This window comes from Alteromonas sp. CNT1-28 (genome assembly GCF_022348345.1).
GTDB classification, from domain to species: Bacteria; Pseudomonadota; Gammaproteobacteria; order Enterobacterales; family Alteromonadaceae; genus Alteromonas; species Alteromonas macleodii.
In genome coordinates this window covers 70672-96133 of record NZ_JAKREZ010000011.1, presented here as the reverse complement: position 1 = coordinate 96133, position 25462 = coordinate 70672, and the positions used below count along the sequence as shown (strand labels likewise).

Below are 25462 nucleotides of genomic sequence, written 5' to 3'. Positions count from 1 at the left end.
TCAAACTCTTCAATTAAATATATCGAAATATGAATCGTCGTTATGTGACACTCTTAACGAGTGCCCACACAGATTGTCTTGTCTAAATTTTTAAAGAACGTTACTAGCTTTTGCTAGCCGCCTCTCCCGAAGCGGATGCGTATCTTACAGCGCATCTTTTTTTTGTCAACAACTTTTGTTTATTTATTTTTAAGCTTTGTTTTTGACATCCTCATCAGTTGTTAGCGTTTTGCTGTTCCCTGTTGAGGAGGCGCGCATTCTACGCATTCCTGTAGCATCGTCAACACCCTTTTTTAAATAAATACAAAAAAAGCGACCGTTCGGTCGCTTTTTAATCTATTAGTGCATTAAGCATGCGTTTAAGCTTGTATATCCTTATTCTATCAGCTCAAAAAGGCATATCCTCTTTATTATTGAGCGAAGACATCTGATTATTGCTACGTAATCATTCCTGCTTATTGTCTACACTTTCATTGCTTTTCTTTTTATCGGCATTGAAGTCTGCATCTTCTTCATGATCGCCCACTACATCGTCTAACGTTACTTTCTCAACGGTACGAAACGTATTGATAGGTCCAGCTAACGCATATAGTGCAAAAACAAGGAACAATACTAAAGCGGGTTCTGTTGCTACAACAACGAATATCAGGAGAACTAAAAGGAGGCCTACAAATGGAACCTTACCGTGCCAATTAACTTCTTTAAAAGAATTGTATTTAAAGTTACTCACCATCAGCAAACCTGACAAGCCAGTTACTGCAGCAACTATTAAACCATAGTCGGTACCAACAGCATCATACTCAACTCCAACCCATACAAGACCAGAGACAACAGCCGCAGCAGCCGGACTTGCGAGACCTTGGAAGAAACGCTTATCGGCAATACCAACTTGCGTATTGAAGCGAGCTAAACGAAGAGCTGCACCCGCTACATATATAAAGGCCGCTAACCAGCCTAACTTGCCCAGCTCAGTTAACCCCCAATTATAAGCAACAAGTGCAGGTGCCATTCCAAATGAAACCATATCTGCCATTGAGTCATACTCAGCACCAAAGTCGCTTTGCGTGTTCGTCATTCTTGCCACACGCCCATCTAAGCCATCAAAAATCATAGCAACAAAGATAGCCACTGCCGCGGCTTCGAACCTGCCGTTCATTGACGAAACCACAGCAAAGAAACCCGAAAACAACCCTGCTGTTGTTAATAAGTTGGGAAGTAAGTATATCCCTTTACGTTTTTGATCAGACATATGTCCTCATACTTCTAAATACACAATTGCACTAATTATTTCATAGATATGCAGGAACGCATAGCAAAGTAAAAAGGCTGCCTCGTTCCTTTACATAACGCTGTTGCAAAACGTTATTAGCTTTGCATTGATTACACGTACTCCTACCACAATGCCGGCGCTTGGCTTCTATTTATTCAGGACCGCGTATGCTCACGATCAAACAAACAACTAATAACTAGGTATACGGTTACATACCTTAAATAGCTCACCGTTCATATATCATACAAGTCCATGTTGAAATTAGGTACTACCAAGTTTGTGTTCGCATAATGTGCGCACACATCACTCGGCGTGTACTTGAAGTGCTTTGCGCTTCATATATAGGAAAGCAATTATGCGAACGCTACAAAAAACGTTTTCTTTGCAAACTGTACTATTACTTTCCACAGCTTTGCTATCTACCCTGAGTGCTAATTCAGCATTCGCTACCTACTATAAAAAGCAAAGTTATTCTCACTGTGGGTCATCGAGCCTAAGCAACGAACAAAGCAAAGTATGTAACTCTCCGTTGGGAGAATACACCTACGATCTAGTCGATGACAAAGTGACACAAACCAATCAGACGAATAATTCCTTTGTTCAAATAGACGGATTAAATATTAATATGTCCGCCTTTTCTGACACACAAGGGGTTACCGGCGAAACAGTCGTTGGCGCCAAGTTAGAAAAGATCTCAGATAAATGGGCTTACGGCATAACAAACAATGATGAAGCATACTATCGTGGCGACGCTGACCACGCTATTGACAATATCAACTATTACTCTCAAGGTAGCGCGAACGCTTATTATAGTGGTATGACTAACGTAGAACGTGACTATGACTTCGTGTTGTTATCTTTCGACTCTGCGGTGACACTAACGGGCGCAAGTTTTTCATGGCTTTACAGTGGCAGCGACAGCCAAGTATCTGTTGCAGCACTAAGTAATACTTCGAAACTAACCTCAGGTGTTAACACGTGGAGCGATATTGTCGCTAACGCCTTAACTTCAGCCTCATTTGATATTGAAAACTGTGAATATTTAGATCACCGCGCTGACTTTACTTTCACTGAGTCCGCTCAATATTGGTTGGTTGGCGCTTATAACACCGTATTCGGAAATATTGGCGGCCATGTAGGTAATGATGCCTTTAAGCTTGCTAATGTTGGCTTCTCTGTAACAGAGTCTGCCGGTACGCCAACGCCAACAGAAGTTTCTGAACCTGGCACCATTGGGTTACTCATGGCTTGTTCACTTCTCGTGATGTGGCGTCGCAAAAAATCCATTTGAAGAAATTAGACTTTAGATCACTGACAGGTTGGAAAATCTGTCAGTTTTTTTTACCCTCTCTCATATCGCCCCTTTTCAAATTATAACATTAACTTAAAAATCAGAAACTTAAACAAACTGGCACGAAATAAGCATAAAATTAGAAATAATCATCTAATTTTGCTTTTTGGGTAGTTCAAAATATGAAGTTTTCTACATCGCTGACAATACTATTACTTGCTGTTAGTTCATCAGTTTTCGCTACAGATTCAAGCCTCAACAGTGCAAAGTATGATGCACAATACACACTCGCCAATTCTAATGGCAGCGCTAATTACTCACAAACGACCAATGCGCAAAACAGCAATACCTCAATCGAGATCAACGGCGTTACAGTTGATGTAGGAATCACTGCTTGGTCAAACTCTGCAGGACACGCCGACGACAAACTTGCCCAGGGCAATATTCAAGGTTGGTGGAACTGTACGCTTGGTAATAATGGTTGTACTTTAGCAAATAGACACGTTGGCTACGGAATTAAAAATAGTGATTATTCTTGGGGAGGTGATAGTCACGCAGTTGATAATAGCGGTGACGGCGGTGGCAGAGATTTTGATATGTTCTTACTGTCATTTAGCGAGTCAGTGACTCTTGAAAATGCAGCCTTCACTTGGGTAGTCGGCGACAATGATAGTAAAGAAGTTACTGTTGCGGGTCTTAATAGTATTGCGGCATTTGAGAGCGGAGCCAACTCAACTTGGAACACTGTTACAAGCGCTATTGTTGAGAATACACTAGGTCACTATGGCGTAGGTTCAAAAGGCTCAAACGGTTTGTACGAATCAACATTTACAAAGCTAACTGGTAGTGCAAAATACTGGTTAATAGGTGCATACAATACCATTTTCGACGATAACGCTAAGAGTAACTTTAACAGCGTACAATTAAAACTGTCTTCCATTGGTGTGTCAATGACTCAACCAACCGCAGAAGTTAGTGAGCCTGGCGCCCTAGCACTGATGGGGTTGGGTTTAGGTCTTGTTCTTTATAGACGTAAGCGCCGCGTTTAATTGTTTAAAAACGCATAGAAAACACGTATCTTTAGAAGGTGGCTTAGGCCACCTTTTTTTATGCTATTTTTAAGCCAGCGGCTAGGCTAAGTTTCGAAGGTATATATGGATTTTTTTAATAATAAAAAGCGTGTTGTACAACGCACTATTGTCTCTGCAGTTGCCTCATCATTAATCGCTTTTAACAGTTTTGCTTCTACGTCAGAAGACTACGAAAAAGCACTGACCGCGTTTAATCAAAACGAATACGACGAAGCCTATATCCACCTTAAAAACAGCTTACAAAAAGATCCTGAAAACCTTGCTGCAAAAATCCTAATGGGAGAAATACTGCTTATTAATGGCTACTTAACTGCAGCAGAAATGGAGTTTGTAGAAGCGTTGGAAATGGGTGCAGATATCAACCTTCTGGCAGAGCCTCTCGGCAACACTTGGTTGTTTTTGAACAGGTACCAAGAAATTGTAGACTTCTCTGATCTAAACAAACTGTCAGGTGATGCTGAGCGCGAGTGGCTGATGATACGTGCAACTGCATGTATTAGACTGCAAGACGAGTCGTGTGCCCTACGTGATTACAATACAATTGTTTCACGCACGCCTAATTTTGTACCTGCAATAAATGGCTTAGCCTCCATAGCTCTTCAAAATGAAAATTTATCCAAAGCGACCTCGCTTATAAATAAAGCTATGTCGTTAGAACCAGAAAATGCAATAACATGGCGATTGAAGGGGCAACTCGCATACCGACAGGGTGATACAGACGCTGCAACCGCACACTTACAGAAAGCGCTGACTTTTAATCGAGACGATCCCATTGCATTACGGAATCTTGTTGATTTGTATTTAGAAGCGAAAGACTACGACACGGCAAAACTGTTCGTAGATGAGATAATCCAAGATACACCCAATGATCCGCTCGCCATTTTACTTAATAGCTGGTTACAAAGCAGAGACAACCAGCAAGCTATCGATAACGAAAAACTAAAAGAACTTAACGACTTCATGGCTCAACTGGATCCTGAGCTTATTACCTCACAGCCCATGTTGCTTTACATAAGTGGTTTAACTAACTTCTTTAATAACAACATGGAGACAGCCGCGAAAGATTTTAACGCTTATCTGCAACAAGAGCCTGATGACTTACAGGCGGTATTGATGTTGAGCCAAGTTTACATGGCGACTCAACAAGATAAGCAGGCCCTTGCCCTGCTTGAACGTCATCAGGATGCGTTAATGGAAGACCCAGACTCAGCACTGCTTTTAGGTGACTTATTTATTCGCCAAAACAAAGCGTTTAAAGCCGAGCGACTTTTGCAAAATCTTGAATATAAATACCCGAATGAAAACAAGCTCCAGCTATTTAAGATTAAATTAATGGCTGCTAGAGGTAAGCAAGATGAAGCGCTATCGATTCTTGAAAAGAACTTATCTACCTACAAGGATAATGCCGGCTTTCTTTTCACTTATTCATTGATGAATTTACAAGCTCAGCAGTTTAAGAATGCATTAAAAGGCGCTGACTTACTAAGCGCTTTGTTTCCAAACGAAGCAGAAGTTTTCAATCTTAAAGCCGGTATATTGATTAGACAGGGTCGATTAGAAGAAGCCATGGTCAACATAGAAAAAGCGCTAGCGCAAAACCCGACGCTTTTCCCTGCGAAATTCAATTTAGCAGCCACGGAAAGCCGTTTAGGAAATGTCGATAAATCTAACCTGCTAGTAGAAGAGTTACTTGCTCTGTCTCCCCAACATAATGAAACGCTGATGCTGAAAGCGTTCAATTTAAGCAAAGCAGGAAATCTAGAAGAAGCTAAGCAAATTTATCTCGATATATTGACGCTCACGCCTTCAAATACTGGAGCGAGAGAGCGCGTTTCATCTTTGTATCAACAACAAGGCGACACAAAAAATGCGCTCTATCACTTAGACCTCTTAATCAAAGACGATTTCGACAACGCCGATTATCTCCTTCGAAAAGCAGCGCTTCAGTTAGAAGCAGGTCAACGTGCCGATGCAGAAAAAACGCTAAGTATTGTGAGGAATTTTATCAATGACGATGCCGGCAAGCTTATCGCATATGCTGATCAAGCTCGAAGAGTTGATAATGATGAAAACGCCTTAGACGCCATGGCCCGAGCGTATGAAATAGCGAATACAAGTACGTTTGTCACGTTGCGCTATGTGAGCCTACTGCTCGACATGCAAAACAACGACAAAGCACAATCATTGCTAACAACCATTCCCGCAAACCAACAACAAAATCCGGTTTATTATTTCTTGAAAGGCCGATTGGCAGCAAATAAGGGAAACAGTGAACGTGCTATCAAAGAGTTCGAAAAAGCGTTAGATGTAGACGCTACTTTTGCACAGGCTTTTGTTGCCATTTACAACTACGCACTGAACGATCAGTTCGTCGATGTATTCTTGAATACGGCAAGAAAACTGGTGAGCGAGAATGAAAACAATCTGCTGGCAAAAAACCTGTTGGCGCAATACTTATTCTTCATTCAAGAGTTCGATGAGTCGATAGCGCTTTACAAGGAGCTTGTTGAGCAACCAAACTTACTCAACCCTGCTGAGGCTTACAATCGCCTAGCGATCATGCATATAGAGGAATCGCTAGTCACTGCAAAAAACTATGCACGTCAGGCCTACGAGCTTCAACCAAACTCAGCAAAAATATTGGATACCTACGGTCACATCAAAGCGCTACATGGAGACTATGAAGGCAGCCTTAAAATGCTGAGGGATGCGTTCGCCAGAGACGCCAACGACCCAAATATCCGCTATCATCTGGGCTACACGCTAGCCAAGCTCAATAGAATTGAAGAGGCGAAGAAAGAGCTAGAATATGCAGTAAGTGTAGAGCGTCCCTTCTTTAAGCGCCCGCAAGCAAGAGCATTATTGGAGAGCCTTTAAGGCTCTCGCTCGGATTAAGTAGAGATTAATTCAACTAAAGACAGCACGAACAGTTGCGTTTGTGCTTTTCCATTTTGCCAATACCAGGGTTAAACGTATTGGTTGGATCTAAGTCTTTGTAAAATTTCTGCAAGTTACTTTCGGCTTTATACAAATGACCTACATTGTGTTCAGCCGGATACTTAGCGCCACGACTGTCTAATAGTGCCAACATATCTGCTTTTACTTTTTTGGCGTCGCTGCCTTTTTTAAGTATGTAATCTTGATGAAAGACATGGCAGAAGAAATGTCCATAATAAAGTGATTTTTCAACGTGTTTGGCGATGTGCTCAGGCAGGTTCTCTACCCATAAATCATCATTGCGGCGCAATGCGATGTCCAATGCTAAGATGTCTCCTACTTGCTTATGGTGTAACGTTTGATAGCGAACCGCGGCGCCAGCTGCAGCAAAACGTAATAAAAACGCCTTAGACGCTTCTTCTTCATTACAAGTAATGTAGTCACCATCTAGCTTCTCTTCGTTAAACAGCTTGGCCAAAAGCGTTTTAACCTCTTCGATGCCACCATCGCTCATTTTAAGGATTAGATGATGCTCGTACTTGTCGCGGTAAGTTCTTATACTCGAGGGTATTTGGTCAGAAAAGAACTTACTACCGAACTGCATCAATCTATCGCTTAGGTAAGGAGGAAGCAGAGGTAACTTGTTGAGCACGGCATCCACCCGCCCTTTGAGTGCAAACATTTTAGGTAGCGAGTCAGTTCCCAAACGCTGAATACTTATGATGGTATCTTTTCCGTAAACATCTGCAATATCGAACATTTCTCTATGAAGATATTCACCCACCTCAGGAACGTTTTTACATTGAGTCAGTATGTCTCTGCGAATACGAGTAAGTACAGAGGCATCATTCGTACCGATATAAAACGTTTGTTCGTTATTAGGCACTTCGAATGTGTCTAAGCGCACCGCGAAAACAGCAATTTTACCTGCGCATCCACTGGCTTCGTAAAGCCGTGTTGGATCGGCATTAAAGCGGCTCGGCGTATCAGCATTTACGTCTCTAACGATGTATTCATAATCACTTGCCGACGCTTTCATACTGGTTTCAGGTAGAGATTTTGGAAAGTTGCCAGAAGAAAGGTTTCCGATAATTTCTTCTGGCGTGTCGCCTAAATCTATCCCTAGGTGATTAACAAGCTTTAGCTCTCCGTTTGTATCCACCTGAGCGAACAGCGATAACTCAGTATAGGCAGGTCCCCTTTTGACAAGTGCCCCACCTGAGTTGTTTGCAACACCACCGACAATAGACGCACCTAGACACGACGAACCAATTACAGAGTGAGGCGCACGTCCGAGTGGCTTTAGCGCCTTTTCAAGTTTGAACAGTGTTGCTCCTGGAAAGCTCAATACTTGAGTTCCGTCGTTAACCAGAACAATATCGTCCATTGCTAACGTATTTATAACCACCACTGGTCTATCGTAGTCGCTTCCACTTGGCGTTGAGCCTTCGGTCAAGCCGGTTTTCGCGGCCTGCATAATAATGATGCAGTTATATTCAACGCAAACCTTTAGCACTTCCCAATATTGCATTAGCGTATGTGGAAAAAGTACAGCCAATGCTTCGCCCTCGCCTGACCGCCACCCCTTGCGATAGTGCTCAGTTTGGCGCGTTCCTACGGCAAGATTGCTTTCCCCGAGTACGCGTTTAAAAGCGTCAATAATTGGGGTTGTTTGCATGTATAACTCCTTAGAACAGTGCAATGCGTATTAAAAAATTAGTTTGTGCCGACTAATGGACCGCCGACGTCAAACACATAAACCCCCAACCATACTAAAATACCTGCAAATGCAACGTAATATATAGTTGGGATAACAGTCTTTCTTAAAGTAGCTCCCTCTTGCCCCATTAATCCTACTGTTGCCGACGCAGCTACAACATTGTGTATTGCAATCATATTTCCGGCAGCCGCCCCAACGGCTTGCGCTGCGATAATTAGTGCAGGTGACAATTGAAGGCTTAGTGCTGCTTCGAACTGAAACTGGCTGAACATCATATTTGATACTGTATTCGAGCCTGCGATAAATGCACCTAATGCACCAATAGTAGGGCTAATTAATGGGAAAGCTCCGCCAAACATATTGGCGAACAATTGCGCGCCAGCTATCGGCATACTGACGATGTCGGCGCCATTCACACCTGAATTTATAAAAAGCCTAACCATAGGAATTGTGAACATCAATACAAAACCAGCACTTAGCAACGTTTTGCTGGAATCATTGAAAGCCTTAAACAACACTTCTCCCTTGGATACCTTTTTACTTTGAATGATTACTGCGACCAATGCACCTATTAACAACAACCCACCAGGAAGATATAGCGGACTGATTGATGCACTTACACCCGTTTCACCCAGTATGTTGTCAAATGAGAGTGTCAGCGACGTAGTAAATTCTTTTATTGTTGGAAACACTCTGGATATAACGAGCAAAAGTGCAACAACTAAATAAGGGACCCAAGCTGTAACCCAATGCATGGCCTTTTGTGACGTTATGTCGTCTGCTTTTATTTCCAAATTACCCAGCCAACCTTTGTCCCATGACGCTTTCGGCGGGAAATCCCATGTTGTTTTAGGCATCAAGAAACCATTTTTAGCCGCAGTAACAACCACTGCCAAGCTCACCAATCCTCCAATCAACGATGGAAATTCAGGGCCTAATACAATGCCGGTAAATACGTAAGGAATGGTAAAGCTGACGCCTGCGAATAAGGCGAAAGGTAGAATTTGTAACCCTTCGCGCCAAGACTTATTGGAGCCAAAAAAGCGAGTGAGCATTACAGCCATTAAAACTGGCATAAATGAGCCAATAATTCCGTGGATAATTGCCACTTCAGAGGTGATTAGTTGAATAAACTGCTCCCATTGCCAGCCTTGAGCCTGCAAAGTCTGACTGATCGCTTGGCCGTCTAAGCCTTTGTTTACACCAATGACTATAGGCGTTCCCACTGCGCCAAAAGAGACGGGTGTGCTTTGGATCATCATACCAATAAGTACGGCAGCCAATGCTGGAAAACCGATGGCAACAAGCAAAGGAGCCGCTATAGCGGCCGGCGTGCCAAAACCAGAAGCACCTTCAATAAAAGTTCCGAAGCACCAAGCAATGATTATTGCCTGGACTCTTCTATCAGGTGAAATGTTGGTGAAACCCTGGCGGATAACATCAATTGCTCCAGTATATTTCAATGTGTTGAGCAGAAAAATTGCACCAAATACAATCCACAAAACAGATACTGTAATCACTAAGCCTTGTAGAATTGAAGCGCCCACCCGTACTGCCGACATATCCCATGCTAAAAGTGCCATAAGTGCTGTACTTGCTAATACAACTGGCATTGCTCTTTTCGCAGACCACTGTAAACCCAATAGCAGCACTGCTGAAAGCGTTATAGGTAGCAATGCTAATAATCCAAGGGTTATCTCATTCATGAGTTTTCCTCTTATTATAATTAGTTGATTATTCGATTTTCTAACGTTAGAAAATCGATGTTAATGCAGGGTTAAAATTGAGATATGCGACTGTACTAATTTCCCACGTGTTGATATATATGAATTAAAGACAAAGTTTATTTCCATTTTTGGACTAATAGTGGCAAAAGCAGACGATATTATCCTTTTTGTAAACGTAGTTGATGAAGGCTCTTTTTCAAAGGTCGCTCAAAAACTCAACCTAACTAATTCCGTAGTAAGTAAGCGTATCGCACGATTAGAGTCAGATTTGAACGTTCAATTGCTTTACCGCTCTACACGAAAGCTCAATTTAACTGATGCAGGAAGAACACTCTACAATAAGGCGAGAATCGCTAATTTAGCCATTCAAGACGCAGAAGATGCTGTCAGTGGTTATAGTGATGAAGTGCGTGGAAAAATCCGAATTACTATGCCCAATGTATCGGCAAAACTGGTCTTAAATCGCGCCATTGCCGAGTTTTGCAATTTACACGAAGAGGTGGATGTAGAGCTTGCAATTACCAACCGCGTCACCAATATCATTGAAGAAGGTTACGATCTCGCCATTCGTACAGCACATCTTGAGGACTCCTCTCTTATTGCTAAGCGCCTTATAGATTCAAAATGGATAGTATGCGCAAGCTCCACATATCTTAAAAATAAAAGCCGCCCAAATCATCCTGACGATTTAACTGAACATAATTGTTTAATTTACAAGTACGATAGCACTGGCCCAGACTTCTGGCCGTTTCATATTGAAGGAGAGCTTCATAACGTTCAAATTGGCGGGCGAATACAGTCAAATAACTTGGATGCGTTAAGGCAAGCCGCTATTGCAGGTGTGGGGGTAGCATTTCTTCCCAAGGCATTAGTGCATGAAGATATCAAAGATGGGGCGCTTTCGCCTTTACTTGTCGAGTACGTAACTAAGACTATGGGTATTTATGCCGTTTATCCTCGTTCGCGTCAGCCTGACAAAAAGCTAAAGTTACTGGTCAACTACCTTCAAGAGGCGTTTAGCAATAGAAGCGCCTATTTTTATTGATAAACATCGAAGTAACCTCGGTTTACAACAAAAATTTGGCGCTAAACATAATTAAAGCTATCTTAAAACGCGAACTTAGCTGACGCTTGGATGTAATTCGAGCCAATGCTGTCTATGTTCTCATCATTGATAGAATAACCTCCGAACTCTAGGCCAACATCAAGCCGCGGCGCTACCGTATCAATAACATTCACCGCCCAGTGCGAACGTTTGCGCCCCAAAATATCTGTTTCAGCTGCTCCATAAAATACAGTGCTGCGGAGGGATTCGCTCCAAAAGTGGCGATACGCTACGGTATAAGCCAGTGTACTTTCCGTTTCCAATGTTTGTGTTGCAGGATCCTCAACAACATCAGCGGTCATGCCGGCCGCAGCATACCGACCTGGCTTACCCGCTGTTAATTGAAAACGTAGATCGTCTTTAGTAAAAAGTGGTATTTTGCCTGCGATATTTACTGCTGCTGTAACTTCTTCAACCCCACCTTGATCGACAAGTCGTATTACAGAGCCGAAAGCATATTGCCCATATTGACTATCTAAATTGTATCGTACAACAAAGTCGGGCGTAGACTCGTCAGGGTCGGCGGCTACACCTGTAAGCCCTACGGCATTGGCAGGTGCGTCGGTATCACCATCCCCAATGGTCTCTGGGCTTTCGATGGCAAATTGCCAGTTTCCTGAGGTGTATCTAACCTGAACTTGCCTTGCAAACACTTCTCCTACATGAGGACCACCAAAATCTAACGACTCAGGAATAACGTGAAGCGGCATAAAGGTGCTCCAGTTTTGACCCGCACTCCAGTTCTTATAGGTGATGAAGAAGTGGCGTAATCGCAAGTTGGTAGAGTTACTTACCGCTTCGTTGCCCCCTCCGCCATACATATCGACCTCTATAAAAGTACTCACCTCCCCTATAGAAACGCCCATATTTAAGCGTGACTCTCCTACATTGAAACCTGTGTGTGATGTCTCTATTGCTTCCCCGCCAGGAAAATTACCAATCCAATAATCCTGATAAGCAATATCCCCTTCAACATGCCTGACATCTACTTTGGCATAACCTCCAACACTAACCTTAACGTGTTCGTTACCGACCTTCCCGTTGAACAACTCTATGCCGTGAGAAGGGTTAAGAATTAGCGCTAATGCACAAGCAGATAAGCGTAGGGTGTATTTATTGATTGTTTTCATTATTCGTCCTAATAGCTGAAACTATTTAACATGTCGTTAACGGGCGGATAATGTATTCGTTCGTGCTTAGAGGATAAACCGAGTTTAGACTATTAACTTTTTCCTAAATTCGCATAATCAGAGGTTTACTTTTTGAATGTTGATTGTGTAAGGAGATGAAGATTGTTGAGCATAAATTGCTCAATAGAAAAATAATAAAAGGCTACTTGTTGCTAACACGATAAGTGAAAGTAATGATATTGATTGAAGTGTCTTACCCCAACTTTGCGAAAACCAACTTAAACATAAAGACAGAGAAAACACGGTAAGTGCAGACATTATAGTATCTGCAGGCGAGAATGTCGCTTGATTTACACTCAATGCAAATACGGCAAAACCAGTACCGATGGCACCGACTGCGCTCACAATTATGCAAAATATGAAATGCGCACAAAGCATAGCTATATCTCGGGGCATTGAGCGCGCAGAAACTACCGCTTCGTTTGAATTATATAACTGCATCGCAACCTCTTAACCCTCTCAATAACAAGTTAATGATAATCGTTATCATTATTAAATCAAGAAAATTAATTAGCTGTATTAAGAAAATTAATTAAACAGGTAAGCGTAGTCTGTCGCTATTCGACCAGTGGCTTTTTAGTAAATTGTTTCTTGTTATGAAGCTGCCGAATAAAGGTCTTTCGCGGAATCTACTGGCAATAAAAAAGGCACTGTCTCCAGTGCCTTTGGTTTTAATTGCTGACAACGAAAAGTCCGCTGTCATCTGCATCAATACGAATGGTTGATTCTGGTATTAATTCGCCAGCGAGTAATTGATGCGCGAGTGGATTTTCCACCTGCACTTGTATCGCTCGCTTAAGCGGACGTGCGCCAAACACTGGATCGAAACCCGCGTCCGCCAATTTATCCATAGCCGCAGCAGACAGAGTAAGCTTATATCCTTTTTCTGCGAGCCTAGCGCGAAGCGAGGCAAGCTGAATTTTAGCAATAGATTTAATTTGCTCCTTCCCTAATGGATGGAATACCACAATATCATCGACGCGGTTGATGAACTCCGGTCTGAAGTGTTGCCCTACAATACTCATTACCGACGCTTTCATATCGTCATACTGACTTTCGTTGTGCTTATCTTGAATGATATCTGAACCTAAGTTGGACGTCATGATCACAACGGTATTTTTAAAATCTACAGTACGTCCTTGTCCGTCAGTCAACCGGCCGTCATCTAGTACTTGAAGCAGAATATTGAATACATCTGGATGTGCCTTTTCAACCTCGTCCAACAAAATGACCGAGTATGGCTTGCGACGCACCGCTTCGGTTAAGTAGCCACCTTCCTCGTAGCCAACATAGCCAGGAGGTGCACCCACTAAGCGTGCTACCGAATGTTTTTCCATAAACTCTGACATATCAATACGCACCATGGCATCTTCAGTATCGAACATAAAGCCTGCCAAGGCTTTGCAGAGCTCAGTTTTGCCCACGCCAGTTGGCCCTAAAAATAAGAATGAGCCAATAGGTCGGTTTGGATCCGCAAGCCCAGCACGTGAACGGCGAATTGCGTTTGAAACCGCTTCAACCGCTTCTTCTTGTCCAACAACCCGTTTGTGAAGTACGTCTTCCATACGCAACAACTTCTCACGCTCGCCCTCAAGCATTCGCGCTACAGGTATACCCGTCCATCGCGAAAGCACATCTGCAATTTCAACGTCCGTCACTTTATTTTTAAGTAACGTCGTCTCGCGAGTTTCGTTTTCAGCCGCTTGCTCTAACTTTGCTTCAAGCTCTGGAATACGGCCGTACTGAAGTTCCGACATACGATTCAAATCAGATGCACGTCGCGCTATCTCCAAGTCAAGTTTAGCCTGCTCAAGCTCCCCTTTAATGGTTTGAGTGCCCTGCATAGCGTCTTTCTCATCCAGCCACACTTTCTCAAGCTCTGCGTACTTGGTTTCCGCTTGCTCACGCTCTAACTCAATCATCTCAAGTCGCTTATGACTCGCATCATCTGTTTCTTTGGCCAGAGCTTGCTCTTCCAATTTTAGCTGGATGATACGACGCTCAAGACGATCCATCTCTTCGGGCTTGGAGTCTATTTGTAATCGAATGCTAGACGCAGCCTCGTCTATAAGATCAATGGCTTTGTCTGGCAATTGGCGGTCGCTAATATAACGATGCGACAAACTTGCCGCTGCAACGATAGCGGGATCAGTAATATCTACCGAGTGATGGAGCTCATAGCGCTCTTTTAAGCCACGCAGAATAGCAATAGTGTCTTCAACGCTTGGTTCTTCAACTAATACCTTTTGGAAACGACGTTCAAGTGCTGCGTCTTTTTCAATGTACTGACGATATTCATCCAGTGTTGTAGCACCAACGCAGTGAAGTTCACCACGGGCTAACGCAGGTTTAAGCATATTACCTGCATCCATCGCTCCATCGCCCTTCCCTGCACCTACCATGGTGTGCAGTTCGTCAACGAATAAGATCACGCGGCCTTCTTCTTTGGCCAGCTCATTAAGCACTGCTTTAAGGCGTTCTTCAAACTCACCGCGATATTTAGCTCCCGCCACTAACGCGCCCATATCAAGGGCAAGAACACGCTTGTTCTTTAAGCCCTCAGGCACTTCGCCATTAATGATGCGCTGAGCCAACCCTTCAACAATAGCCGTTTTACCCACACCCGGCTCACCAATGAGTACTGGGTTGTTTTTGGTTCGACGCTGCAGTACTTGAACAGTTCGGCGAATCTCATCGTCTCGACCAATGACCGGGTCGAGCTTGCCTTGTTCTGCTCGCTCGGTTAAATCTGTCGTGTATTTTTCAAGCGCTTGACGTACATCTTCAGCATTAGGATCCGTGACCTTCTGGCCACCACGCATGTCGTCTATTGCGCTTTCAATAGCTTCTTTAGTGATATTCAGGCTTTTGAGGATTTCCCCCAAGCGCCCTTTATCTTGTAGCGCCGCTAGAACAAAGATTTCTGAAGTGATGTATTCGTCTTTTCGTTGCTGCGCTATCTTGTCACAAAGATTTAGCAAAATGCCGCTGTCTTTACTTAATTGAACATCTCCCCCAATGCCTTCAATACGAGGTAGGCGCTCAATAGCTTGGCTCAGTGCTGAGCGTAGCGCATTTACATTGATGTTTGCTTGGTCAAGCAAAGGGCGTACTGACCCGCCTTGCTGATTTAGCATGGCAGTCATTAAATGGACAGGTTCAATGTATTGATGATCTCGCCCCAATGCGAGTGATTGAGCATCGGATATTGCGAGCTGAAATTTACTGGTAAATCTATCTAATCTCATAACCTCAACCTAATTAATGAACAACTATACCTGCGTTAACACGCCGCGATTACGAACATTTTAACTCTCGCTGAGTGGGTAATGATCTATGCGGAATGGTATTCTTTATGTTCTAGTTATGTAGGCTGCTCAATTGCGATTCAAGTATGAGATTAAAAAGTTAGCCAAAAAGATAACAAATAATGTATGAAGTTTGATCTAGCGCAACTGTGTGATCAGACTAAAACTGCCGCCTTTTTTCGAAACAATTTAAAGCAGGCCTATTACGCTAACTATACGCCCAGTCGTGCGCTTGTTTTGATGCGTAGCTCTTCGATGGGAGTAAAAACGCTGTTCGTCAGTGTAAGTACACAAGTTACTTTGTGTAATACTCTCAACGCCAGCTTGCTGCAATTGCACCTGTGCCACTAGAGGTAGATCTAATAAGTACTTCCCTCTATCAGAGCTATTGGCAATGGCACCGTCTATATGGCGAAACTTACTCGCCAACTGTGCATCAACTTCGTAGCAGGGCCCGCTGATTGCAGGACCAACCCAAGCGATGAGTTTTTTTGCGTCGCTGCCAAAGTGTGAAACTGCACTTCCGATAATGTTAGTATCGAGACCTTTCCAACCAGCATGTACTGCCGCCACTTCTTGACCGCTTTCATCACACAATAAAATGGGCACGCAGTCTGCGGTCATTACCGCACAAAAATGCGATATTGAAGAAGAATACGACGCATCAGCGGTGGTATCTGCGCTCGGCAATGACACCACGCGCTTGCCGTGCACTTGCTCCAACCATGTGATCTTTTCACTATGTGGAATTAGGCTTCTATTGGCTTTCACTAGTAGGAGGTCGTCCCCCACGTGGGCGCCAACGTTCAAACCTGCAAAATCACCTATGCTTGTACCTCCCATTCTTGTCGTTGTGTATGCAACAACATTTGCGGGACATGACCACGCTGGCGTAATCAAATCCAGCGTGGATGAAATAGGTGAATTCGCAGCTGACAATGTCATAAGTTCGCCTTACTCATTAAAGCATATCTTGTGGATTGTCCGCGGTGTCCTTTTTCACGGCTTTAAGCAAGTCCTGCATATCTTGAGGTAGGGGAGCTTTCCACGTCATCCACTCTTCCGTTTCAGGGTGAAACAGCGAGAGCTGTGCGGCGTGCAACGCCTGACGTTGGAATCCGCGAAGCGCAGCGATAAATTCTTCTGACGCCCCTTTAGGAAGACGAGGACGCCCGCCATAAACTTGGTCGCCAAGCAAAGGATGCTTAATGTGGGCCATGTGTACGCGGATTTGGTGCGTACGGCCAGTTTCAAGCTTCAAACGCAGGTGCGTGTATGCGCGAAATTTTTCGATAACACGAAAATGAGTGACCGCTGGTTTGCCCATTTCACGTACTGCCATATGCGTACGTTTTGTTGCGTGTCTACCAATAGGCGCATCTACAATACCACCAGCGACCATCGTACCTAAGGCAACGGCTTCGTATTCACGACTCATTTCCCGACGTTGAAGTTGGTCAACAAGATGCGTTTGAGCAGGAATTGTTTTTGCTACTACCATTAACCCCGTCGTGTCTTTGTCAAGGCGATGGACAATGCCCGCACGTGGAACTTTGTCTATCTCTGGACAATGATTTAACAAGGCATTTAGCACGGTACCGCTTGGGTTCCCTGCACCTGGATGCACAACCAAATCTGCTGGTTTGTTTATGACTAGGATGTGTTCATCTTCATAAACAATGTTTAACGCGATGTCTTGCGCTTCGCTCGTTACTTGTACATCCATTTCGGCCTGTACAGTAACAAGTTCATCCATTTGCATTTTGTGGCGAGGCACGGTGATTACTTCACCGTTTACAGCAACATTCCCATCTTGGATCCAAGTTTTTAACTTAGAACGAGAATATTCAGGGAACAAATCAGCCAAAACCTGATCTAACCGTAAACCAAAATGCGCAGCTTCCGTTGAAGCTTCTAATTGTATTGTGTTCGGCGACTGTGTCATAACACCATTGATTACGTCTAAAAAAGGGTATTATAACAAGTATTCACGCTGTACACTGCCTTGTTTACGTTTTTGTATGGTTTTTCTCATCGTTAGTACGTTAGAATGCAATTAAAGTGTTGTTGTTTAACACATGAGCTTAGACAGCGAAGTATTAAAACTGTTTAGCAGGAAAATAGAATTATTATGAAATCATTTCGTCTACTGGCCCCCGTTTTATTGGGTGCTATGGTATCTGTCGCAGGATGTAGCTCTTCAGATAATGAAGAAAAAGCCGTATTAGCTAACATGGGTGCGCAGCAACTGTACGACAGAGCAAAGCAGAGCATGGAAGTAGGTAACTTCAGCGCTGCAGCACAAACGTTAAGCGCGCTAGATTCGCGCTACCCGTTCGGTCCCCTATCCCACCAGGTACAGCTAGACCTTATTTATAGCTATTATAAGTCAGGTAAAAACGAAGAAACGCTTGCCACTATCGACAGATTTATTCGTCTGAATCCAAACCATTCAGATGTTGATTACGCGTATTACATGCGTGGATTAACTAACATGGAATCAGATAGCAACCTTTTCCAAGAGTTAATGAATATTGACCGTACGGATAGAGACCCGTCGAAGTCTCGTGCTGCGTTTGAAGATTTCCGCAGACTGATTCAACAATATCCAGATAGCAAATATGCCGCAGATGCGAAACAGCGCATGGTTCATATTAAAGACCGCTTGGCTCGCTATGAAATCGCTATTGCACGTTTCTACATGAGACGCCAGGCTTATGTCGCTGCAGCAAACCGTGGTCGCTATGTTATAGAGCACTTCCCGAATACCACTCAAGTGCAACAAGCACTCGAAATTATGGTTTCAAGTTACGAGCAGCTTGGCCTAGATGAATTGCGTAACAATGCGATGAAGACACTAAAGCTTAACTACCCTGACAGCGAATTTATTAGTTAGATTTGGCTATTCTGTTTTGCTAGAGCTTTATGCAACCAATAAAAAAACGCACATTTGTGCGTTTTTTTGTATCTGGATGTCACATATTGACTGCGTTCGCTTGATAGATTACTAGCGGAAAAACAAGTGACTAAAAGGGTTTAACAATCTTGCAAGGCCCGAAGTAAAGTGCAATGGCTGATCGACAATGCTAAATACAAGGCAGCCTTCTTTACCTTCGGATTTTGGCGTGTGCGTCTTATCTCCATCCATAAAAATAAAGTCGCCGGTATCATAACGACTTAGCCCATCACTGAACTCACCATCAATGACTAATGTATATTCCGTTCCACGGTGCGTGTGCTCAGGTACACTACCGCCACTTCCCATGAAGATAAAATTAGCAACACCTTGGTTTCCAAGGTCAACTGGCGCCTGCCACAGCTTTCCGACCAAACTTGACCAGTTACCTGTCTTATCGATGTAGCGGTGAAGCGTTCTGGGTAAAGTGAATACCCTTCCATCTAACTCGATGGTATTTGCACTTGCCTGCGTCTGCAAGGCCGCCCGCCTCTTTACGGGCTCACGATACGCTGTGGGCTGCTCCATCAAAGCATTATTTTGTTTCGATGATGGGAGCTGCGTAATTTGGGATAGCATGTCACCAAACTGAAGCGACATTTCAGCTCTGTCGCTTGCCGTTGAATTGGCGTTCGAAACCATTTGAGCAGCAAGACTTTCCGTTTCAATTTCAACAAAACGCTGACATTTCTCACACATGTCACAATGTGCAGAGACCATCAGTGATATAGCAGGTGACAATGTGCCCTCAACAAAATCTTTAAGTTGCTGGGCACTTGGGTGAAACCTAATCATTATCGTTTAACATGACCTTTAATCGTTGAAGTGCCAAACGTGTCCGCGACTTTACTGTACCTAATGGAATTGAAAGCTCATCGGAGACTTCTTGTTGTGACTTGCCATCAATATAAATAGCTTCAACCACTGCTTTTTGTTTTACAGGTAATGATTCGAACAAATGGCCAATCTGCTCTAAAGTAACTTGTTCGTCGAGTGGCGCCTCGTTTGCATCGGCTGTTTGCTCGCATAAAACTGGCCATAAATCGTCAGAACAAACATCCTCTTTCCTATTCCGCAGCTTTCTAAGCATATCAAAGCGGATGTTACGCGCAATTGTGAAAATCCACGTTGACGGAGAACCTTTTTCTGCATTGAACAGATGCGCTTTCTGCCACACATTTGACATAGTATCTTGTACCAGTTCCATGGCCAGTGCCTCATTACCCATCTGTTTGAGTGCGTAAGAGCGCAGCCGAGGCGCGAAATAGTTGAACACTCTTGCAAATGAGCGCTTACATCGGGTGTCTGCAACCGCGACAAGGTAATCAGACATTTCAGTTGCACACTCTTTAGGCTTGATTGTGCTGTTGCTTTGTTCCAAAGGAATTCCAACTAACATAAGATTCGTCCGCTTTTCCGTTTTGATTGTATCATTCTACGGCGTTATGACTTAAAACGTATGCGAAAATCGCTAATATTGGATTACGAATTTGTAATGTCTTTAACCGACTCAACGACTAAGCAATTAATGCAGAGAGATAGTTCAGTAAACTGGTACATTCTCTTTGCGCTAAAAAGTGCTGTTTTTGCGAGCCGTCTACTGGCAATAATTCTAACCACCGATTTAATACCCAATTAGGGCAATCAAACTTTGGTGATTCATAAAGCGATGCCAACTCTTCGTAATTTCCAAATATTTCTTTAAGTCGCTCGTCCATAGGCGCTATTTGTTGAGGAGCCATGTCGCACTGCCAAGGTTCTAACACCTTGCAACTACCGGTACGAAGACCATCTTTTTCAACTTCTATGCTACTTACCTCAACTAAATGAGAACCAGCAACCTTTATGCCAAGCAACCCATCATCGAGCATGTCGAAGTCAACAACCTGCGCATAAGTACCTATTTTATGAATATGCTCATTCAAATTTTTGTCACCGTTAGCATTAAGCATACACATCACAAAGCCTTTATTTTCAGCACATGCCTGCTTAACCATTCGCACGTATCGTGGCTCAAAAATGCGCAATGCCATTCTACCTTCCGGCAAAAGGTGCGCAGATAAAGGAAATAAAGGAAAACGTTCTACACTCATACTCAGCACTTCCGAAAACACGAAAATAATTACGCAAGTGAGAACAATTAGGATCGAATGGGAAAATTTTTCACATATAAATGGAAAAACATGATCTTTAGCACGACGATTAATGTAATTTAGTTTTTAAATAAAACATTAACAGATTTCATATCAGAGACTTGCAATTTGAACGTGAAAATAACCGCGAATTTTTTTAAGCGTCGACATTACCGATATGCAAATCTGATTTTGAATTATGAGTTAAGGAAAGGCCATGGACGTCATTGGACGCTTTTGTAAAATTTACACAGACATATGTCAAATTTCTCCAGACGACCTAGAACATATCTATGCCGACGACATACTGTTTATCGACCCAATCACTACACACCATGGCATTGATGAAGTAAAACGCTATTTTTCCAACTTATTGACGCAAGCCGAAAGCTGTAAGTTCGACATTGCGGACATTTTTACTTGCTCGCCCAATGGCTCAAAAGAGCATCCATCAAGTCATTCAAAGGTTACCCATATCGCAAACTGGACGATGACCCTTACGCTGAAAGATAGTGATAAGCAAATTACGCTAGATGGCACCACGCAACTTGGTGTCAGCGATGACAGCATTATTTACCACAAAGATTATTACGACTTGGGCGAAATGGTCTATGAGCACGTACCCATCCTAGGTTTTGTCGTTAAAAAAATTAAAGGGAAGCTAGCAAAGTGAAAAGTATTCTAATTACTGGCGCCACATCGGGTATTGGTAAAGCATTAGCAATAAAGGCTGCAAACAGCGGTTATCAAGTGATTGCCTGTGGTCGAAATGAAGACACACTCAACGAGCTCAGTAAGTACAATAATATTAGCGCATGCCAGTTCGATGTCACTGATCTTGACGATACTCGACGGGCGCTAGCAACGGTTAAGTTTGACATTGCTGTACTCAACGCTGGTACCTGCGAATATGTAGATATCGACGACTTCGAGCCAGACATGTTTCGCCGCGTATTTGAACCTAATTTCTTTGGCGTTGTTCATTGTGTAGACGCTCTTCTTCCACGACTTAAGCAAGGCGACAAGCTTGTGATTGTTGACAGCATGGCTCGCCTACTTCCTTTTACGCGAACGCAAGCGTACGGTGCGAGCAAAGCTGCCCTACATTATTTTACTAAATCATTAGAAGTAGACCTTCACCACAAAGGCGTGAAAGTGCAAGCGGTGTCTCCTGGATTTGTAGAAACGCCCCTCACAGATAAAAACGATTTTGAAATGCCAATGAAAATTAGCGCTGAAGAAGCCGCTAACGCTATGCTTAAAGGAATAGAGGGCAACAAACAAACAGTTTTCTTCCCTCGGTTCTTTGGTTTTATTCTGCGCTTTATGCATATACTGCCAACCCCACTGCAAAAGCGATTGTCGTTGGCAATGAGAGAAAAACAATAAGAGAAGATGAATGAACAATAAGATTGCCATCATTGGCACAGGTATTTCTGGTTTGACCTGCGCGCACCTTCTAAATAGGCAGCACGATATCACAGTGTACGAAGCAAATGACTATATAGGTGGTCATACTGCAACGAAGAAAATAAGCGACAATGGGGAAACTCACCATATCGATACAGGTTTTATCGTTTTTAATGATTGGACCTACCCTAACTTTATAAAGCTCATTAATCAGTTAGATGTTGAGTATCAACCAACAGAGATGAGCTTCTCTGTAATGAGTAAAAAGGCAAACCTCGAATACAACGGCAATAACTTAAACAGTTTATTTGCACAGCGGCGTAATATTCTGAGGCCTAAATTCTGGCGTATCGTGAAAGACATATTGACGTTTAACAAAGCGTGTAAAGCGATGGTCGCAGAAAACCGTGATACTTCTTCACTTACGTTAGAAGACGTCATTAGAGAATTAAAACTAAGCGATGACTTTGCACGTTATTATATTTTGCCTATGTGCGCCGCAATTTGGTCCAGCAGCTTAGAGCAAACGAGAAAGTTTCCACTCACGTTCTTTTTGCAGTTTTTCAACAACCATGGCTTGCTCAATATTACCAACCGTCCTCAGTGGTACACAATTAAAGGTGGGTCAAGCCAATACATTCCGCCTTTAATCGCACCATTTGAGTCTAAGATAAAACTATCGACGGCCGTTCTGTCGGTAGCGAAAAGCGATGATAAGTGGCAGGTTACCGACTCTTCAGGCAACGCTGCGATGTATGATCATGTGGTATTTGCGTGCCACAGTGACCAAGCGTTAAAAATGATTCACTCACCGACTTCGCTGCATCGAGATATCCTTGGAAATATCCCTTACGCAGAAAACGACGTGGTGATGCACAAAGATATTTCACAGCTGCCTAAAAGAAAATTAGCTTGGGCGAGTTGGAATTACAGCTTAAAAGAAGACGCAAGTGAGGAAGCCCGCCCCGCTTCTGTCACTTATAACATGAATATTCTTCAACGCCTTGAAGCACAAAGCACCTACTGTGTAACGTTAAATAATACTGCGGAAATAGACCAAAAGAGTATTCTTCGAAGCTATCAGTACGCACATCCGCAATACAGTGCCAGCATGGTCAACGCCCAAGCAAGAAGAAATGAAATTTGTGGCGTAGACAACTTACATTTTTGTGGAGCCTACTGGTATAACGGTTTTCATGAAGACGGCGTAACTAGCGCACTTGATGTTTGTTCTCGCTTTGGTGAAGCCCTGTGATAGAAAGTGCCATCTACAAGGGCAAGGTTTATCACCAACGGTTTAAGCCTACCCAGCATAAATTTGACTATGACATTTATTTATTTTGGCTAAAGCTTGAGAGCAACGAACTCGAAACCTTGTCCAGTACGTTAAAACGCTTCTCTGCATACGACAAGGCTAGAGTGCGTTTCAAGCGTGAAGACTATTTAGGTGATCCCTCTTTACCTCTAGGTCAGGCAGTAATAGACAGAATGACAGAGTTAAACGGAGGGAAGACGCTTCAAGGCGATGTCTTTATGCTGGGACAACTGCGTATGTGGGGGCTGTATTTCAGCCCGGTGAATTTCTATTACCTACGCAATGCCGAAGGTAAGTATACACATATGCTTGCCGAAGTAAGTAACACGCCGTGGAATGAGCGTCATCACTACCTTGTAAATCTAGATACTCAAGACGATACGCCAAAAGCTTTTCATGTTTCCCCGTTTAATCCAATGGATATGACCTACAAATGGTCGATATCGCAGCCGTCGGCTAGACTGTCACTTGCGATGGACTGTGTAAGAGACGACAAAGAGTTCAGTGCAGGGATAAATTTGACTAAATTTACTTTAGATAATGCGAATCTATCTGCGGCACTTAAACGTATACCCAGTATGACAATAAAAACTGTGGCTGGAATTTATTGGCACGCGCTTAAACTATTGCTTAAACGAACGCCACTGTATACACACCCAGAAAAAAGTCAGGAACAATAACAATGTCTTTTGGTGAATCTGTACTACTGACCACCTCAGAGGTCTCCTTTGTAGATAAAGCGTGTAGAACTCTATTCCTACAATGCTTAAAACAACTGCCTTTTGGCAGTTTAACCATTCAAGAAAACGGCGATGTCGTTGCGCGTTTCGGCACAGACGAAAGCGATTTGCGAGCAACGGTAAATATCAAGGATGTACAAGCCTATCGACGCTTATTGCTTGGCGGAAGTGTGGGCGCCGGAGAAGCATTCATGGATGGGTTATGGGACAGTGACGACGTAACAGCCGTGGTAAGAGTGTTTGCTAGGAATTTATCTACCCTTGACGAATGGGAGAATAAATTTAAATGGGTGACTATGCCCATCAACAAGATTCAACACTTTGCACGTCGAAATACAAAGGACCAAGCCAAGAAAAATATCGAGGCGCATTACGATCTGGGTAATAAGCTTTATACCCGCTTCCTTGACCCAACAATGATGTATTCGTCAGCCATATACCCAGATCCGAATGCAACTCTCAATGATGCACAAAATTACAAGCTCAAAGCCATTTGCGACAAGTTACAGCTTAGCGAAACCGATCATCTTTTAGAGATTGGCACGGGCTGGGGCGGGCTAGCCGTCTATGCTGCTAAGCATTATGGTTGCCGCGTAACGACCACTACCATTTCAGAAGAGCAGCATGCATGGGCAAAAGAATGGATTGCCCGAGAAGGACTTGAAAGCAAAATCACTTTGCTGAAAAAGGATTATCGCCTACTTGAAGGCAAGTACGATAAGCTCGTGTCTATCGAGATGATTGAAGCTGTAGGCAAACAATTTTTAGGAAATTTCTTTGAGAAATGCTCGTCACTTTTAAAAGACGACGGCCTAATGCTGCTTCAGTCAATAACCATTGATGACAGACGTTACGACAGCTATTCAAATAGTGTCGACTTTATTCAGAAATATATCTTTCCGGGTGGATTTTTACCTTCTCAGCACCAGCTTAACGCTCACCTGAAAAAGTATACTAATATGATGATTCGTGACTTACACGACATCGGGATTGACTATGCGAAAACATTGAACCATTGGTATGAAGCATTTATTTCTGCAAAAGATGAGCTTTTAAACGACGGTTATGACGAGCGTTTTATGCGAATGTGGACCTACTACCTGAAATATTGTGAAGGTGGTTTTTTAGAAAGAACAATCAGTACCGTTCAGCTTGTGATTTCAAAGCCTCATTACAGACTTGATTTGGCTCGTGTTTAACAACGCTAATTATCGATAGTAGTGACAAAAAAGCGGCGCCCTTTTGGCGCCGCTTTCTTGTTTGAAGCTGA

The 25462-nt window shown here is 43.2% G+C and carries 21 protein-coding genes; 10 read left to right on the top strand and 11 right to left on the bottom strand.

Going from position 1 to position 25462, the window contains the following annotated elements; all coding sequences use genetic code 11:
* Positions 1-445 precede the first annotated feature (445 nt).
* Positions 446-1249, bottom strand: coding sequence for a CDP-diacylglycerol--serine O-phosphatidyltransferase (pssA, locus tag MHN02_RS09660; protein WP_239245769.1), 804 nt, complete (start codon positions 1247-1249; stop codon positions 446-448).
* A gap of 376 nt (positions 1250-1625) precedes the next feature.
* Here pssA and xdp1 (MHN02_RS09655) point away from each other — a divergent pair, with 376 nt between their 5' ends.
* The 3 genes from xdp1 (MHN02_RS09655) (at position 1626) to prsT (ending at position 6529) form a co-directional block, all read left to right on the top strand.
* Positions 1626-2561, top strand: coding sequence for an exosortase-dependent surface protein XDP1 (xdp1, locus tag MHN02_RS09655; protein WP_239245767.1), 936 nt, complete (start codon positions 1626-1628; stop codon positions 2559-2561).
* Positions 2562-2743: 182 nt separating this feature from the next.
* Positions 2744-3610: an exosortase-dependent surface protein XDP1 gene (xdp1, locus tag MHN02_RS09650; protein ID WP_014979757.1), complete on the top strand. Its 867-nt coding sequence runs from the start codon at positions 2744-2746 to the stop codon at positions 3608-3610.
* Positions 3611-3715: 105 nt separating this feature from the next.
* Positions 3716-6529: an XrtA/PEP-CTERM system TPR-repeat protein PrsT gene (gene prsT, locus MHN02_RS09645; protein WP_239245765.1), complete on the top strand. Its 2814-nt coding sequence runs from the start codon at positions 3716-3718 to the stop codon at positions 6527-6529.
* A gap of 34 nt (positions 6530-6563) precedes the next feature.
* On the opposite strand, the gene dld is transcribed toward prsT, so the two are convergent.
* Positions 6564-8267, bottom strand: coding sequence for a D-lactate dehydrogenase (dld, locus tag MHN02_RS09640; RefSeq protein ID WP_239245763.1), 1704 nt, complete (start codon positions 8265-8267; stop codon positions 6564-6566).
* A 38-nt stretch (positions 8268-8305) separates the two neighbouring features.
* The gene (locus tag MHN02_RS09635) at positions 8306-10015 is read right to left on the bottom strand and encodes an L-lactate permease (RefSeq protein WP_239245761.1); all 1710 of its coding nucleotides are present in this window, start codon (positions 10013-10015) and stop codon (positions 8306-8308) included.
* A 160-nt stretch (positions 10016-10175) separates the two neighbouring features.
* On the opposite strand from MHN02_RS09635, the gene MHN02_RS09630 reads away from it, so the two are divergent.
* Positions 10176-11081 (top strand): LysR family transcriptional regulator, encoded by a 906-nt coding sequence (locus tag MHN02_RS09630; RefSeq protein WP_061095451.1) that lies wholly within the window; start codon positions 10176-10178, stop codon positions 11079-11081.
* A 62-nt stretch (positions 11082-11143) separates the two neighbouring features.
* Here MHN02_RS09630 and MHN02_RS09625 read toward each other — a convergent pair whose 3' ends face one another.
* The 5 genes from MHN02_RS09625 to rluD form a co-directional block, all read right to left on the bottom strand.
* Positions 11144-12271: a DcaP family trimeric outer membrane transporter gene (locus MHN02_RS09625; RefSeq protein ID WP_239245759.1), complete on the bottom strand. Its 1128-nt coding sequence runs from the start codon at positions 12269-12271 to the stop codon at positions 11144-11146.
* A 180-nt stretch (positions 12272-12451) separates the two neighbouring features.
* Positions 12452-12772 carry a hypothetical protein gene (locus MHN02_RS09620; RefSeq protein ID WP_239245757.1) on the bottom strand — a complete coding sequence of 107 codons (321 nt, stop codon included), beginning with the start codon at positions 12770-12772 and terminating at the stop codon, positions 12452-12454.
* A 230-nt stretch (positions 12773-13002) separates the two neighbouring features.
* Complete coding sequence (clpB, locus tag MHN02_RS09615) at positions 13003-15579, bottom strand: ATP-dependent chaperone ClpB (protein WP_239245755.1); 2577 nt, start codon at positions 15577-15579, stop codon at positions 13003-13005.
* 249 nt (positions 15580-15828) lie between these two features.
* A complete protein-coding gene (gene pgeF / locus MHN02_RS09610; protein WP_239245753.1) occupies positions 15829-16584 on the bottom strand; it encodes a peptidoglycan editing factor PgeF in 756 nt (251 codons plus the stop codon).
* Positions 16585-16600: 16 nt separating this feature from the next.
* Positions 16601-17584: a 23S rRNA pseudouridine(1911/1915/1917) synthase RluD gene (gene rluD, locus MHN02_RS09605; protein WP_014950071.1), complete on the bottom strand. Its 984-nt coding sequence runs from the start codon at positions 17582-17584 to the stop codon at positions 16601-16603.
* Positions 17585-17770: 186 nt separating this feature from the next.
* Between rluD and MHN02_RS09600 the strand changes: the two genes are divergently transcribed.
* On the top strand, positions 17771-18535 hold the full coding sequence (locus MHN02_RS09600) for an outer membrane protein assembly factor BamD (protein ID WP_014950072.1): 765 nt from the start codon (positions 17771-17773) through the stop codon (positions 18533-18535).
* Between the two features lie 111 nt (positions 18536-18646).
* On the opposite strand, the gene MHN02_RS09595 is transcribed toward MHN02_RS09600, so the two are convergent.
* From MHN02_RS09595 to MHN02_RS09585, 3 genes are all read right to left on the bottom strand, one after another.
* On the bottom strand, positions 18647-19390 hold the full coding sequence (locus tag MHN02_RS09595) for a ChrR family anti-sigma-E factor (protein WP_171337359.1): 744 nt from the start codon (positions 19388-19390) through the stop codon (positions 18647-18649).
* Complete coding sequence (locus MHN02_RS09590; protein ID WP_049586614.1) at positions 19383-19994, bottom strand: sigma-70 family RNA polymerase sigma factor; 612 nt, start codon at positions 19992-19994, stop codon at positions 19383-19385. The genes MHN02_RS09595 and MHN02_RS09590 overlap by 8 nt, the downstream gene beginning before the upstream one ends.
* Before the next feature lie 118 nt (positions 19995-20112).
* On the bottom strand, positions 20113-20688 hold the full coding sequence (locus MHN02_RS09585; RefSeq protein ID WP_239245751.1) for an LON peptidase substrate-binding domain-containing protein: 576 nt from the start codon (positions 20686-20688) through the stop codon (positions 20113-20115).
* Between the two features lie 256 nt (positions 20689-20944).
* Here MHN02_RS09585 and MHN02_RS09580 point away from each other — a divergent pair, with 256 nt between their 5' ends.
* Genes MHN02_RS09580 through MHN02_RS09560 form a run of 5 tightly spaced genes read left to right on the top strand, consistent with a single transcriptional unit; the run spans position 20945 to position 25391 of the window.
* A complete protein-coding gene (locus tag MHN02_RS09580) occupies positions 20945-21400 on the top strand; it encodes a nuclear transport factor 2 family protein (protein WP_014976976.1) in 456 nt (151 codons plus the stop codon).
* Complete coding sequence (locus MHN02_RS09575) at positions 21397-22116, top strand: SDR family NAD(P)-dependent oxidoreductase (protein WP_171337358.1); 720 nt, start codon at positions 21397-21399, stop codon at positions 22114-22116. The genes MHN02_RS09580 and MHN02_RS09575 overlap by 4 nt, the downstream gene beginning before the upstream one ends.
* A gap of 10 nt (positions 22117-22126) precedes the next feature.
* Positions 22127-23392 (top strand): FAD-dependent oxidoreductase, encoded by a 1266-nt coding sequence (locus MHN02_RS09570; RefSeq protein WP_239245749.1) that lies wholly within the window; start codon positions 22127-22129, stop codon positions 23390-23392.
* Positions 23389-24132 carry a DUF1365 domain-containing protein gene (locus MHN02_RS09565; protein ID WP_110289199.1) on the top strand — a complete coding sequence of 248 codons (744 nt, stop codon included), beginning with the start codon at positions 23389-23391 and terminating at the stop codon, positions 24130-24132. The genes MHN02_RS09570 and MHN02_RS09565 overlap by 4 nt, the downstream gene beginning before the upstream one ends.
* 2 nt (positions 24133-24134) lie before the next feature.
* On the top strand, positions 24135-25391 hold the full coding sequence (locus MHN02_RS09560; protein ID WP_014976979.1) for a cyclopropane-fatty-acyl-phospholipid synthase family protein: 1257 nt from the start codon (positions 24135-24137) through the stop codon (positions 25389-25391).
* The last annotated feature ends 71 nt before the right edge of the window (positions 25392-25462 follow it).